The organism is Pseudomonas violetae, assembly GCF_023072615.1.
In the GTDB taxonomy this organism is placed as follows: Bacteria; Pseudomonadota; Gammaproteobacteria; order Pseudomonadales; family Pseudomonadaceae; genus Aquipseudomonas; species Aquipseudomonas violetae.
The window spans coordinates 19,746-33,419 of sequence record NZ_JAKNRW010000024.1; the positions used below are offsets into that span (position 1 = coordinate 19,746).

The 13,674-nt window shown below is 55.6% G+C and carries 14 protein-coding genes and 1 pseudogene; 12 read left to right on the top strand and 3 right to left on the bottom strand.

The window, feature by feature from the left end; genetic code table 11:
* Nucleotides 1–41: 41 nt before the first annotated feature.
* The 10 genes and pseudogenes from L9059_RS21970 to L9059_RS22015 all read left to right on the top strand — a co-directional run bounded on the left by L9059_RS21970 (nucleotide 42) and on the right by L9059_RS22015 (nucleotide 8,274).
* Nucleotides 42–1,040, top strand: a complete 999-nt coding sequence (locus L9059_RS21970) for a TerC/Alx family metal homeostasis membrane protein (protein ID WP_247293067.1) — start codon at nucleotides 42–44, stop codon at nucleotides 1,038–1,040.
* Nucleotides 1,041–1,069: 29 nt separating this feature from the next.
* Complete coding sequence (locus tag L9059_RS21975) at nucleotides 1,070–1,645, top strand: TerD family protein (RefSeq protein WP_247293002.1); 576 nt, start codon at nucleotides 1,070–1,072, stop codon at nucleotides 1,643–1,645.
* Between the two features lie 32 nt (nucleotides 1,646–1,677).
* Nucleotides 1,678–2,256 (top strand): TerD family protein, encoded by a 579-nt coding sequence (locus tag L9059_RS21980; RefSeq protein WP_247293003.1) that lies wholly within the window; start codon nucleotides 1,678–1,680, stop codon nucleotides 2,254–2,256.
* Nucleotides 2,257–2,370: 114 nt separating this feature from the next.
* A pseudogene (locus L9059_RS21985) lies at nucleotides 2,371–2,610 on the top strand (transposase domain-containing protein); the annotation flags it as partial.
* A gap of 365 nt (nucleotides 2,611–2,975) precedes the next feature.
* Complete coding sequence (locus tag L9059_RS21990) at nucleotides 2,976–3,494, top strand: isochorismatase family protein (protein ID WP_247293004.1); 519 nt, start codon at nucleotides 2,976–2,978, stop codon at nucleotides 3,492–3,494.
* A 266-nt stretch (nucleotides 3,495–3,760) separates the two neighbouring features.
* Nucleotides 3,761–4,030: a hypothetical protein gene (locus tag L9059_RS21995; protein ID WP_247293005.1), complete on the top strand. Its 270-nt coding sequence runs from the start codon at nucleotides 3,761–3,763 to the stop codon at nucleotides 4,028–4,030.
* A gap of 224 nt (nucleotides 4,031–4,254) precedes the next feature.
* Nucleotides 4,255–5,448, top strand: coding sequence for a DUF4236 domain-containing protein (locus L9059_RS22000; RefSeq protein ID WP_282615578.1), 1,194 nt, complete (start codon nucleotides 4,255–4,257; stop codon nucleotides 5,446–5,448).
* A gap of 145 nt (nucleotides 5,449–5,593) precedes the next feature.
* Nucleotides 5,594–6,853 carry a hypothetical protein gene (locus L9059_RS22005; protein WP_247293006.1) on the top strand — a complete coding sequence of 420 codons (1,260 nt, stop codon included), beginning with the start codon at nucleotides 5,594–5,596 and terminating at the stop codon, nucleotides 6,851–6,853.
* A gap of 26 nt (nucleotides 6,854–6,879) precedes the next feature.
* Complete coding sequence (locus L9059_RS22010; protein ID WP_247293069.1) at nucleotides 6,880–7,731, top strand: SH3 domain-containing protein; 852 nt, start codon at nucleotides 6,880–6,882, stop codon at nucleotides 7,729–7,731.
* 63 nt (nucleotides 7,732–7,794) lie between these two features.
* Nucleotides 7,795–8,274 carry a DUF2059 domain-containing protein gene (locus L9059_RS22015; RefSeq protein WP_247293007.1) on the top strand — a complete coding sequence of 160 codons (480 nt, stop codon included), beginning with the start codon at nucleotides 7,795–7,797 and terminating at the stop codon, nucleotides 8,272–8,274.
* Nucleotides 8,275–8,462: 188 nt separating this feature from the next.
* On the opposite strand, the gene L9059_RS22020 is transcribed toward L9059_RS22015, so the two are convergent.
* Complete coding sequence (locus tag L9059_RS22020; protein ID WP_247293008.1) at nucleotides 8,463–9,002, bottom strand: DUF1523 family protein; 540 nt, start codon at nucleotides 9,000–9,002, stop codon at nucleotides 8,463–8,465.
* A gap of 329 nt (nucleotides 9,003–9,331) precedes the next feature.
* Between L9059_RS22020 and L9059_RS22025 the strand changes: the two genes are divergently transcribed.
* Both L9059_RS22025 and L9059_RS22030 read left to right on the top strand, forming a co-directional pair.
* Nucleotides 9,332–10,675 carry an MFS transporter gene (locus L9059_RS22025; protein WP_247293009.1) on the top strand — a complete coding sequence of 448 codons (1,344 nt, stop codon included), beginning with the start codon at nucleotides 9,332–9,334 and terminating at the stop codon, nucleotides 10,673–10,675.
* Complete coding sequence (locus tag L9059_RS22030) at nucleotides 10,656–11,588, top strand: 2-hydroxyacid dehydrogenase (RefSeq protein WP_247293010.1); 933 nt, start codon at nucleotides 10,656–10,658, stop codon at nucleotides 11,586–11,588. Before L9059_RS22025 ends, L9059_RS22030 begins: the two co-directional genes overlap by 20 nt.
* A gap of 9 nt (nucleotides 11,589–11,597) precedes the next feature.
* Here the strand turns inward: L9059_RS22030 and L9059_RS22035 are convergent, their stop codons facing one another.
* Both L9059_RS22035 and L9059_RS22040 read right to left on the bottom strand, forming a co-directional pair.
* On the bottom strand, nucleotides 11,598–12,074 hold the full coding sequence (locus tag L9059_RS22035) for a MarR family winged helix-turn-helix transcriptional regulator (RefSeq protein ID WP_247293011.1): 477 nt from the start codon (nucleotides 12,072–12,074) through the stop codon (nucleotides 11,598–11,600).
* A gap of 97 nt (nucleotides 12,075–12,171) precedes the next feature.
* Complete coding sequence (locus L9059_RS22040) at nucleotides 12,172–13,515, bottom strand: spinster family MFS transporter (protein ID WP_247293012.1); 1,344 nt, start codon at nucleotides 13,513–13,515, stop codon at nucleotides 12,172–12,174.
* Between the last annotated feature and the right edge of the window lie 159 nt (nucleotides 13,516–13,674).

A 13,674-nucleotide genomic window follows, 5' to 3' on the forward strand; every position in this document is an offset into this window, starting at 1 on the left:
GCTTTACCTTGGAAACTAGCATCGGATTTCCTCCCCTGACCATGGCGGTTTTCGTAGGGCTCGCCGTCGGCGCGCTGCTACTCGACATGGTCACGCACCGCGGCGACAAGCCGGTATCGCTAGTTAAGGCGTCCATTTGGTCGATCTTCTGGATCGCGATATCGCTGGCGTTCGCTGGCTTCCTCTACGTTCAACACGGCCCCGATGTAGCCAGCTTGTTCGTCACTGGTTATGCCCTTGAAAAAGTCTTGAGTGTGGACAATCTGTTCGTCTTCATGGCTATTTTCGCTTGGTTCAAAGTGCCAGACGGCCTCCGTCACCGCGTTCTCTACTGGGGTATTATTGGCGCGATCGTTTTCCGCGGTGTTTTCGTTGCCATCGGTACTGGGCTCCTGGCTTTCGGGCCGTGGGTTGAAGTGGTTTTTGCAGTGATCGTTGCCTGGACTGCGGTTATGATGCTGCGCGCGGGTGGTAATGACGAAGAGGAGGAGGATTACTCCAAGCATATGGCCTACCGCTTCGCGCAAAAGCTGTTCCCGGTCTGGCCAAAGCTGCACGGCAATAGGTTCTTCGTCACCCGTAAAGAGCTGCAGGTTGAACTGCAAAAACCAGAAAACAAAGGCATGACCCTAGCGGCGAAGGGCACGCTGTTCGCTACACCTCTATTCCTTTGCCTAGTTGTTGCCGAAGTATCCGATATCCTTTTTGCGTTTGACTCGGTGCCGGCGGTGATCGCGGTAAGCCGTGAACCCTTGATCGTTTACTCGGCAATGCTTTTCGCCATCCTTGGCTTGCGTACCATGTACTTTGTACTTGAAGCGTTGAAACGGTACCTGGTCCATCTGGAAAAATCGGTGATTGCTCTACTGTTCTTCATCGCGATTAAGCTGGGTCTGAATGCGACCGACCACATGTTCAACCACGGCTACACAATTGATGCAAACACCAGCCTGATGATCGTTTTGGTCGTCTTGGTAATAGGTGTCATCGCAAGCCTGATCTTCCCAGGCAAAGAAGAAGTACAACCCGAAAACAACTGAGAAGCACCCATCACAAGGAGATACAAATCATGGCCCTGACACTTTCGAAAGGCGGAAATCTGAGTTTGTCCAAAACAGACCCAAACCTGACCAAAATTCTGGTCGGCCTTGGGTGGGACCCTCGCGCTACTGACGGTGCTGAGTTTGACCTGGATGCGAGCGCTCTGCTGCTGGGTGCAAACGGCAAAGTCCGAAGCGAAGCCGATTTCGTGTTTTACAACCAGCTCAAGAGCACTGACGGTTCCGTTGAGCATACCGGCGACAATCGTACCGGCGCAGGCGACGGAGATGACGAAGTGCTCAAGGTCGACCTGAGCCGTGTGCCTGCCGACGTGGATAAAGTGGTTTTTATCGTCACCATCCATGATGCAGACGCCCGTAAGCAGAATTTTGGTCAGGTCGGTGGTTCGTTTATTCGGGTCGTCAACGAGGTGACTGGTGCTGAAGTAGTTCGTTATGACTTGGCTGAAGACGCGTCGACCCAGACCGCAATGGTTTTCGCTGAGCTGTATCGCAACGGGACTGAATGGAAATTCCGCGCCATTGGCGAAGGCTATGCCGGCGGTCTGAAAGCTCTGGCAAACAACTATGGCATGGCGTTTTAAGCCGTACCTAACTAATTGAAAAGGAAAGACAAATGGCAGTTTCACTTGCTAAGGGCGGCAACGTTTCACTTTCTAAAGAAGCCCCTGGTCTGACTGAAGTAGTTGTGGGCCTAGGTTGGGATGCTCGAGTTACTGACGGTGCCAAATTCGACCTCGACGCTTCAATCTTCATCGTGGGCGAGAACGGCAAAGTGCTGGACGATAATAGCTTCATCTTTTACAACAATAAGAAATCTGCTGACGGTTCGGTCGAGCATATGGGCGACAACCAATCTGGCGAGGGCGAAGGTGATGACGAACAAGCCACCGTCAAGCTGACTGGCCTGACGGCGGCAGTAAAAAAACTGGTGTTCGCTGTGACCATTCACGACTCGGACGCACGCAAGCAGAGCTTCGGTCAGGTTGCCAACGCTTACATTCGCGTTGTAAACAAAGCTGATGGTCAAGAGTTGGCTCGCTACGACCTCAGCGAGGACGCCTCTACCGAAACCGCAATGATCTTCGGCGAATTGTATCGCGCTGGCGAAGAGTTCAAGTTCAAGGCGATCGGCCAAGGCTTCGCTGGTGGGCTGAAGCCTCTGGCCGAAGCTCATGGCGTGAGCATCGGCTAACCCGCAAGGGTTGAAAAAGCCCCCACAAGTAGGGGGCTTTTTCTTGTCTACGGAATTTTGAAGGCTGCCGGAATTGCGCGCTCAACCGTATCCGTCCGTCCAAGTTATTTACCCAACCACGACCAGACGATCATTGAGAAGCTGACCCACGAGATCGCACAGCTCAAGCGCTTGAAGTTCGCCAAACGCAGCGAGCAGATGAATCCTGAACAGGCCAGCTTGATCGATGACCTGATTGATACCGATATCGCAACGATTGAAGCCGAGCTTCAAGTCTTGCAAATAGCACCAGCGGCGACCGAGAAAAAGCAGAAGCCCAGGCCCACTGCATTGCCGGCTGAGCTTCCACGCACTTGAAGGACGTACTCACGCGCCTGTCGACGCGGCGGGCGAGCGAAATAGACCAGTTGCTGCCGCATAACTGGCAGCCTGCCTGAGTTACACAAGGCCTGATATCCGTAAACTTAAACTACCCCAGCTGCCAAAAACACTCACTCCAGTATCTTGGCTTGTCAGCTCGCTGCGATATTGCTAGTGTCGATTCATGACTACCTATTGCCTCACCTCGACTACCACCACCACCACCACCACGACCGCTGAAAGCGGAGCGTGCGAGGTTTCGTGAGCCGATAGCAGACGAACTTCAAAGGCCCGCCAGCGATGGACAGGGCCTTTTTTATGCCCTTGTGTCGCTGGCTCAAACGCAAGGAGATGCACCCATGTACGCCCTGTTGATACTCGATATCCAAGTCGGGCTTGTTCACGGCCCTGAAAAACTATGGCGCTGCGAAGAGTTGTTGGAAACACTGAATACCCTGATGGACAAGGCACGTAGCGCAGGCGCTCCGATTTTTCTCGCTCGCCACATCGGGCCCGCTGGATCTCCAATTGAACCAGGCAGCCCGCTTACGATGGTTGCACAGGAGCTGAAGTTGCTGGGTGGAGAAGTGGTGTTCGAAAAACGGCGGCCCAACGCCTTTGAAATGACCGACCTAGCTGACAATCTGCGCTCTTGCGGCGCTACCGGTGTGGTAGTCACTGGGATGAAAACTCAATACTGCGTCGACAGCACCTGCCGTGCTGCTCGTGATCTAGGCTTCGATGCGGTGCTCATCGCCGAAGGCCATACCTGTTCAGACACGGCAGTGATGAAAGCTGAGAAAATCGTCGCTCATCACAATGCAACTCTTGATGGGCCGTTCTGCCAGCTAGTTCGGGCTGAGGAGTGGAACTTCTAGCAGAGCCCGAAAGTGCGGGAATACGCATGACTTGCCGTAAGCACTGGCACCCTACGACATTCCCGCACGTCTTAATGAGCCGTTAAGTATCCGCTATGGGTCGATTTCATTGATGAAAAATTGGCCGAGGCTCTGTGTGCCAGACTACGAACACTCAATGACAGTCGCGGCTATTGTCGTGTTGTCGGGCTGCGGTTTTTCTCACGACTTCAATACTAGCAATGCCGTTCAGGATTACCGTTTAAATTGCACAGGCAGTTTTACAAATGATTGCGAAAGCAACCTGGGAGGATACGAACATTGTCATGCTCGAGCTTGCGCGTAGCAACCTAGACCGCCAGAAGAAGATCCTGACGAAATCCGTTGGCCATGACGGATACGAGCGAATTGTCAACGCTGGAAACGAAGTGATTGATGACCTAATCGATCGTCATGAAAAGATGCGTCCGGGAATATTTGCACGATGGTTTTTGGGTGACGCCCAACCCTTTTCTGATGCGCGCAACCAGCTTTTTCTTGAGTCCGATATGATCTAGCTCAAAAAAGTCGTGTTCAAATGGGCCGCATGCCAGCATGCCGTCATCCAATGCTCGCTCCCTACGAAGGCCGCAAGTTTTTCCAAAAAAACCATGGGCCCGGATGTATCGCAACCGTCAGTTATCTTCGATCGATGACTACATCGCCGGTCGAACCTAAGCCGTTAATGATCAATGGCCGTGGTAAGCCGTGGCCTTTCAGGAAAATGGATCAAGGAGCACGCATGGGATTTCGGTTCAGCAAGCGGATAACGATTATGCCAGGGGTCCGTCTTAACATCAGTCGCTCGGGAGTCAGTACATCGATAGGCCCTCGGGGCTTGAGCATGACCATGGGACGCAACGGTACTTATCTCAATGCCGCAATACCCGGCACAGGCTTGTCCTATCGCGAGCGTCTCGACAGGCCCTCACGAACCAATGAAGCGCAAGACGGCGGTGCAGGAGGAGGGCACTCAGGACAGGTTAAAATTAAGGTGTCCGACGATGGCTGCCTGCTGATTACCGACATGGACGATAACGAGCTCCCGCCCGTAATCGTTAAACGGGTTAAATCCGAGAACGCGAGGCCAATCCAGGACTTGCTTGAAAAAGCTGCTGAAAAAATCAATCGCGATCTTGATGACTGCTTGGGGGTACACCTTCCGACGCCTCGCCCGGGGTCACAGCCTGTCATCCCCGGCCCGTTCTCCATAGATGCCCCTTGGTTACCTGCTCAGCAGGCACCAGGGCTGATGGATCGGATGCTCCTGCGGAGCGCCAAGATGGAGCGAGATGCAGAAACCGCCGAAGCACAATACCGCCAGGACCTGAACGTCTGGCAGGCGACGCGGGATGCACACGAATTTGAGCGCGCGGAGATCGAAAAATCCTTTCGGCTAGCCGCACGTGGATTCAGCGCTCATATGGAGAAGGCGCTTGATTACGTTTTGAGTGGAATTGCCTGGCCCAAGCAAACACAGGTCAGTTACGAGTTCTCACAAGACGTAACCGGCGTCGCACTTGATGTCGATCTTCCAGATGAACGTGATGTGCCTCGACGCATTGCCGAGGCACGTGGCAACGGCAAGCTGACGTTCAAGAACCGCACTGAGGCGCAAGTGCGTCGGGATTTCGTCGCCCTCTGCTATGGCTCTTTGTTTCGTGTGGTCGGCGAAGTTTTGGCGCTTCTACCTGGAATTCAAAAGGTACTGGTGTCGGGTTACATCCAAAGAGACAACCCGGCGAATGGGACGATTGAGGATCACTACGTGATTTCTGCCCTGGTTACTCGTCCTGAGTGGGACGCGCTGGACTTCAATCGTCTGGAGGCCATTGACCCAGCCTCCACCCTTAAGTCGTGCGGGGCGCTTGCGAAGCTCGATCGTTCCGCGCGCTTTGTTGAAATAACACCAATGGATATGACTGCGCTGAACTAAAGGCGAGTTCCGCGACGGGCTGTAGCCGTCGCAGGTTTCATTTGAGTGGTGCTGCTCCAGGCTAGGTGGCACTATGCTACACCCCGCATGCGCTGGCTCTAGGCGTCAGGGGTCGACGTTTGAATTTCTGACAAGGATCAGTTGGATGCTTATCGCTCTTGTAATCCTGAACGCCCTCTATTTGATCTGCAGTCTCCTGTTCAACGCCGAACTCTTGAACATGGCGGGTGCAGACATTCCGTTGAAGAAACTCGAAGTCCTTGAGCTATACAGCCAGGTTCTGGCGGCCACCAGCATGTGTCTGCTCGTGTGGCGGATCTGCTATCACCGTTATCAAGGAAAGGGGCGGGTTCTGTGGATTTCGCTCGCAGTTTCCACGGCACTTGTTACGCCGCTTTCGTGGTGGTTTCAGGGGGCCGCTCCAGACTGGATCGCCGAGCAATTTCCAACCTCCCTGCGCGTCAGCAGTCTGTATGCGTACGTCACCAAGAAAGGCTTGCTGTACGACACACTGACCATCCCTAACCTCCCGTACAAGGAGTTCAAAGACCAGGGAGAGGGTAAGGCGTTTATAGCAAACCTGGGGGTCCTGATGAGCGTACAGAGCTCCTATGTCGAGAAAATCGATAAGAACTTCCAAGGTTTCTCTGTAGCGGTGTTCCAGGGTTTCGCGAAACGAAATAGTGATGCCCTTTACGAGCGGCTTCAGGAAACTGTCGTGCTAAACATAGGTGACATCACAAGAGTGTATGTACAACTCGAGGGGTTACGAGCGGCTGGAATTCCGGGCAACGATTGGACGCCGATTAAGTGGCCAAAACCTGGAGAGGATTTGGGCTATACCCCAACGGCCGATGAATACGCCCGCTCAATTAATCCAGGTGTAAGAACTCGAGAAGCAATTGCGAACACTGTTGAGGTTCGCTACATGGCAAAGACCGCGCTCGGCCCTCTCTACGTCAAAGGAATGAACCTTTTGGCTACCCACGAGCAATTTCAGGCCTACTTGCCAGGGATCGCCAGCAACATGGCATTCGATGTTGCGCACACCGACATACGGGGGCCAGAGGGGCTGAATGTCTTAAAGAACATGTGGTTCATTCCATTTTCGCTTCTCAGCGGGTTGTTCTTTAGTGCAATCAGTCTCGTGGTCTTGATCATCTCAGGCATTGAAGCACTCAGACAGGTGCAAGGGCGTAATCGTCTGGCGCGAGCAGTCGCCATTGCCCTCATCGTTATAGTCCCCCTCGCCATCGGAAACAAGATTGTGGACAGCACCGGGTACTCGGATGCGTTCAGTGGTTCAGGTAAACAACCTCTGTTGCTGGCCAAGGTTTTCAGATGGGCCATGTCCGCAGAAGCAATGCTCTACAACATCACAAAGCCTCTGCTCAAAGCAGAATGAAAAAATTACAAATAGGGAGAGTCAACGTGCACAAAAGGTTTCTAGTCACAGTCTTGGCATTGGCTATTACTGCAAGCTCTGGATGCGCTCAACTGGGTCTCAATAAAAAGCAGGCCGGAACTGTGATCGGCGGCGTAGCAGGCGCGGTCGCGGGAGCATTCATTGGTAAGGGCAATGGCAAGATTGTCGCGGTGCTGCTGACGAGCACAATCGGTGCTTTCATCGGTAATAAAATTGGCTCGATGCTTGATGATCAAGATAAGCAGGCATTAGCGCTACGCACCCAAGAAGCTTTAAATTCGTCGGCCAGTAATTCTACTCAACCCGTGTCCTGGACTTCGGCTCACTCGGGCGCGAGTGCGAAAATCGAACAGGGCAAAGAGTTCACGCAGAGCAAAACGGTTGAAGTGAAGCGTGCCCCTAAAGTTACTGCCGTACCGTCGATGAAGTTGATCAATGAACAATACGTGACCAACAGCAGCTCCAATGTTCGCGCGGCACCGAATAAGGGTGCTGAGAAAGTGGGTGGCTTGCAGCCAGGCACGGAGTTTACTGCGGTTGGCTCCACTGGCGACTGGATTCTTGTAGGCCGTAAGGGTGTGACCGTCGGCTACATCAGCAAATCACTGGTTTCTCCCAAGTCTGAAGCTGCGGCTAATAATCTTAAGTCGGTAAATCTCGACGAGATGAATGTTGCGGCGGACAAAGAAACCAAGGCGTTTGACCTCGACTCGATCCCCTCGCTGCCGACTCAGCAGGTTGTTGCTGAAACATCATGCCGACCGGTGACCGTGAGCCTGAAAGCGGCGGACGGTAACACTGAGCAAGAGCAGAACACGTTCTGCAAACAGGCCAATGGTACTTGGGAACTCATCTAAGGGGTTTCTTCGAAAAAAGCCGTGCGCGCTGTCGCCCTATTGATGCAGCCCTGGACAGGACAAATGATGAACAACTTTACCAACTGGACCCTCACTGCTATTTGCGCGGCCCTTCTGACGGGGTGCGGCTCGAGCCAGGATAAAGCAGAAGAGTTGGTCGAGATGATGAACGTGGATGCCAACTACGGCCTGATCGTTCAGGCCGCAGCAGCCGGGTACGCGCCAAAGTTTCGCGATGTGAAACCTGATCAGATCAAGACAGTTGTCAAAGACAAAATCCCGCTGAAATTTCTGAAGCAGACTATGGTAGATGTGTACGCGGATACGTTCGACTCGGACGAACTCGACTTGATGATCAAGGCCAATAAAAACCCTGCGAACGCGATGAGCATCATAATGGGCTCCAAGGATGGGCAGAAGCTGGCGATGAAAGCCGTTAGGGTTCAAAACGACCTGCAGATGGATATGGCGAAAGCAATGCAGGACAAAGACGAGGACATTTTGGATGAGTTGAACGACCTGCAGGATGAGGCCCGCAGCTGATCTGCATCGAAAATCAAAAACCCGGCCTAGGCCGGGTTTTTCATATTTGGAAAAGCGCGAATTGGTCAGTGAAAAGCGTTGGTTAAGGCCAGCAACCTGATGCTGACACGCCGGTAGATCTACATATTTTGATTGGGCGTCTGCAGCAGCAGGTCAGCTGCACACACCCGGCCGGGTCGCGTCAATTGTCAATTGGAGGGCACTTTGAATCGTGGCCGCCTGCGTATTTTCACAGTGATAGACAGAGCAACCAATACCAGTGCTATTACGCTGAAAAATAGCGTGTTGAACCATGGGAATGGTTCGTCCCGCGTGTCGGTGGCTTCGATATCAGTAATGTTGGGGAATACCGATAGGATCTGAATGCGCCAGCCATAGTACCGAATAAGTGCCAGTTGCTGGGTATCCCGTGAGTAACCTTGAGCCTTCGCCTGAATGTCAGCTGAGTCAAATTTGAAGTACCAAGGAAAACTCCAGCCCGTATCTTCGTTGCGATACACCATGACCTTCTTGTTTTCCGGATGCTCAGTGTTGATGAAGTAAACGTCACGTGTTGGACCGTCCGCTGGATTCTCAGCATTGATGACACCGTCATCGTCAACGCGTTTAACTTCACCTCCGGTGATGAGGACCACGTCGTATTGGGGAAGGACGTAGTAAAGACCCAGTGCGCCGCCGGCGACTCCTAGAAAAACTACGCCTAGAATCACGCCCTTCAACCATTTCATTGATGCACTCCATTTCAAATCATTTGATATTGCACCATTTCTGTTGGCCAGAGGCATTTTTAGCTGGGGTATTACATCGAAATATGTTCAGCAAATGTGTAGGAGATGCGGGTGGGCGAGCTGATGTTTCTAAGCTCAAGGGGCAGAGACGTTTTCCCCAGATAGCCCGGCCACTGTGCAGGGCTTTTTCGATTCGGCTATAAATCCCACATAATGGGTTTATAATTCACATGTTGAACTAAGCCCTCTGCTGGTTTAAGGTCAGTCACAACCCAGTGACCCGACGCCGTCCGGCCACCGAGAATAAAGACAATAAGAGGAATTCCCCCATGACCGGTCCTTCGCTGGACAGCCGTCTGCACGCCAGCACCATGAAGAAGCTCAACCTGAAGCTGATTCCGTTTCTGATGCTGCTGTACATGGTGGCTTACATCGACAAGTCGAACATTTCGGTGGCGGCGTTGACGATGAATGCCGACCTCGGCCTCAGTCTGCGCATGTACGGCATCGGCGTCGGGTTGTTCTTCCTGACCTATATCCTGTTCGAAGTGCCCAGCAGCCTGATCCTGACCAAGGTCGGTGCGCGGCGCTGGATTGCGCGGATCATGATCACTTGGGGCATCATTGCCGCGGGCATGAGCCTGATCCAAAGCGCCAACCAGCTGTACGTGATGCGCCTGCTGCTGGGCGCGGCCGAAGCCGGTTTCACGCCCGGGATCATCTACTACCTGTCGCAGTGGTTCCCGCGCAGCGACCGGGCCAGGGCCATGTCCTGGTTCTACATCGGCGCTGCCCTGGCCTCGGTGATTGGTTTGCCGATGTCCGGCGCCTTGCTGCATCTGGACGGCCTGTTCGGCGTTAACGGCTGGCGCTGGTTGTTCCTGCTCGAAGGTATTCCGGCGATAGTGCTGGGCTACGTTGTGTTGCGCTACATGCCTGAAACGCCGGCCTCCACCCACTGGCTGGACAGCGCGCAGAAGGATTGGCTCAGCCGCACTATGCAGGCCGAGCAGGCGACGACGGTGATTTCGCACAAGGACGCCTGGCACGTGGCTTTTCGCAGTCGCCAGGTGTGGTTGCTCAGCCTGTTCTGGTTGCTGCAGGCGTTTGGCACCATTGGCGTCACGCTGTTTCTGCCGCTGATTGTGCAGTCGGTATCCAAGCAGGGCTCGTTTGTGGTCAGCCTGTTGTCGGCGATGCCGTTCTTCCTGGCGTGCGTGTTCATGTACTTGAACGGGCGTCACTCCGATCGTACGGGCGAGCGGGGCTGGCATTTGGGTGGGCCGCTGTTGGCGGCCGGGGTGCTGCTGGCCCTGGCGGTGTTTACTGGCAACCAGTGGCTGGCGTATGTGCTGCTGGTGGTGGCGGTGGGGTTGAACTGGGCGGCGACGCCGGTTTTCTGGGCGACCACCACCGAATACTTGTCCGGGCCGGCTGCTGCTGTGTCGATCGCCTTGATCAACTCCATCGCCAACATTGCCGGCCTGGGCTTGCCGCCCGTGATGGGTTGGATCAAGGACTCCACCCAGAGCTATGACTATGCCTTGCTGCTGGTGGCTGCCGCGCTGCTGGCCGGGGGGCTGCTGGGGCTCTATCTGGGAGGCGGCAAACGCAGCCGCAAGGTCACTACCATTTCTGTCCAGGGGGGCATCGATGAAATCAACCGTGCTTAAAGTTGCGCATCTGCCGGACATGCTCAGCGAGCGGCTGTATGCCGAGTATGACGTGCTGGAGGGCAGTGAGAGCGGCGAGGAACTGCAGGCGCAAACTGTGCGCGGTATTCGCGCGCTGATCGCCAATGGCGAGTCGCGGGTGCGCGCCGCTTTGATCGAGCGCCTGCCGGATCTGCAAGTGATCGTGGTGTTTGGTGTCGGTTATGACGGCATCGACGTCGAGGCGGCCCGCGCCCGTGGCATTGCCGTCACCCATACGCCGGACGTGCTGACCGACGACGTCGCTGATTTCGCCATGACCTTGCTGCTCGGCACTGCCCGGCGTATCGCCCGGGCCGACCGTTTTGTGCGGGATGGACGCTGGCAGCAGGGACCTTTTCCGTTCACTCGCAAGGTCAGTGGCAAGCGCCTCGGAATCGTTGGCCTGGGGCGGATCGGCAGGGCGATTGCACTGCGCGCCGCCGCGTTCGACATGCAGATCAGCTACCACGGCCGGCGTCCGCTGGCGGTGGATTACCCGTATTACGCTTCGGTCACCGAGCTTGCGGCGGCGGTGGATTTTCTACTGGTCGCGGTGGGCGGTGGGGACTCGACTTATCACCTGGTCGATGCCGGCGTGCTCGATGCGTTGGGCAGTCAAGGCATCCTGATCAACGTGGGGCGTGGCAGTGTGGTCGATGAGGCGGCGCTGGCTCAGGCGTTGGCCGAGGGGCGGATTCTGGGGGCGGGGCTGGACGTGTTCGAGGATGAACCGCGGCCGCAGGCGGGTTTGCTGGACCTGGACAACGTGCTGCTGGCGCCACACATGGCCAGCGCCACCTGGGACACACGCCGGGCGATGTCGGACCTGACCTTGGCCAACCTCGCCGCGCACTTTGCCGGGCAGCCGTTGCCAACGCCGGTTCCGGATTGACGCGCCGGGTCAGTCTTGCGGCAGGTTATTGAAGATTTTTTCCAGGGTGCCGTTCAGTTTGGTGATCTGCGCTTCGGTCAGGCCTTTGAAGCTGGTGCGGAAGATATCGCTGGTGCCCAACTGGATTTCTTCGATGGTATGGCGCCCGACATCGGTCAGTGAGACCTGGGTCACCCGGCCGTCGCTGGCGCTGGTGTTGGTTTCCACCAGGCCGTCGGCTTTCATCCGGTAGACGATCTTAGTGATGGTCGACAGCTTGGCGATGGCATGGATGGAGATTTCCGAAATGCTCGACTCGCCATTTTCCTTGAGGATGAACAGAATCCGCCAGCGAGGGATGTCCATGTCGATCTTTTTCAGCGCTTTCTCCATCGCCATGGAGTAGCGCCCGTGCAGGCGCGCGAGCCAATAGAAGGGGAACTCTTCCTTCTTGAAGTCTTCGCTGGCGGGGTTGTATCGGCTCAGGCGCTTTTTCGGGGTGGTCATAAAGGTGGCGTAGTCTTTCTGATGAGCTGGGTTGGGTAGCGGGCGCCATTGTCGCGCCGCCCGCCGCAAAAAACCAGCGGACGCGCCACGGTGTGCCTCAGGCCAGGCCTTCGTGCTTGAGGCTCTCACGAAAGTGCCGGCAGCCCTTGACCAGCAACAGCAGGGTCAGGGTGACGGCGAACGCGTTGAGCAGGGAGATCGACGAGCCGACCAGTGCCGGGTTTTCGAACAGCCGGTCGGTGAGCAGCGCGACCGCCGTGGTGCCGACACCCAGGCCGATCAGGTTGGAAATCAGCAGGAATAGCGCGCTGATCTGCGCCCGCATCTGGTTTGGCGGCAGGATCTGCATGGCTGCAGTTGACGCCGGCATCGGAAACGAGGCGAAGAACATGGCCGGCGCCAGCAGCGCCAGGGACATCCACAGTTCGCTGACCTGGGTAAACGCGACAGCGGGCACGGCCATCCCGATTGCACCAATCACGCCCGCGCGAATCGGCGCGTCGCTGTAGCCTTTCTTCGCCAGCCAGTCGATCAGCCAGCCGCCGCAAAACACGCCACTGGTGTTGGCCAGCAGCACTACAATCCCGAGCATGTAGCCGGTATCGCTGGGGGCGAGGCCGAATTTGCGCATGTAGAAAGCCGGGGTCCAGCTGAGCATGCAGAACAGCGTCATCGCGTAGAACGAGAAGCCCAGGTAGTGGCAGGAGAAGGTCTTGCGGTGCACCGCCAGGAACTTGAACGCCTGCTTCATGCTGGGCGCATGGACCTTACCTGCGGCATCGAGTTTGAGGCCCTTGCGCGCCGGGTCACGCACCGTGAGTGCAATCAACAGGGCCACCAATACCCCCGGCAGGCCCACCAGGAAAAACGTCACTTGCCAGGGCCGCATTTCCCCCAGCAGCGGGACGACGACACTGTCGAGGTTCTTCAGCAAATCGATGACGTAGCCTCCAATCAGAAAGGCCACGCCGCCGCCAATGAACGAGCCGATGGAGTAGATTGCCACGGCGCGACCGAGCTTTTCCCGGGGAAACATGTCGCTGAGCATTGAGTAGGTGGCCGGTGACAGGGCCGCTTCGCCTATGCCGACGCCGATGCGCGCCATGAACATCTGCAGGAAGTTTTTGCTCAGCCCGCAAAGAGCGGTTGCCAGGCTCCAGAACGCGACGCCGATGGCGATGATTTTCGGTCGGGAGAATTTGTCTGCCAGTAGCGCAATGGGCATGCCCATGAAGGCATAGAACAGCGAAAAAGCCAGGCCGTGCAGAAGGCTGAACTGAGTATCGGAGAGCTGCAGATCGTGTTTGATCGGCTCGATCATCAACGCCAGGATCTGCCGATCGATGAACGAAAAAATGTACGCCAGCATGCAAATGGCTACGATGTACCATTCATAGGCATAGCTTTTACGGGTGACCTCGGTGGGTGTTTTGCTGGTCATGCTGTTGGCCCCTTCAGGGTTGGCAATCAGTCAGTCGGCGGCAGCGTGTGTTCGCAGTTGGGTGTGTCGGTGACGCCATCGTTACCCGAGCGCGTTGCCCTGGTGCGTTTATTGGTTTTGTTGTGCTGTCCAGGTTGCCAATCCATTGGCATAAGGGTG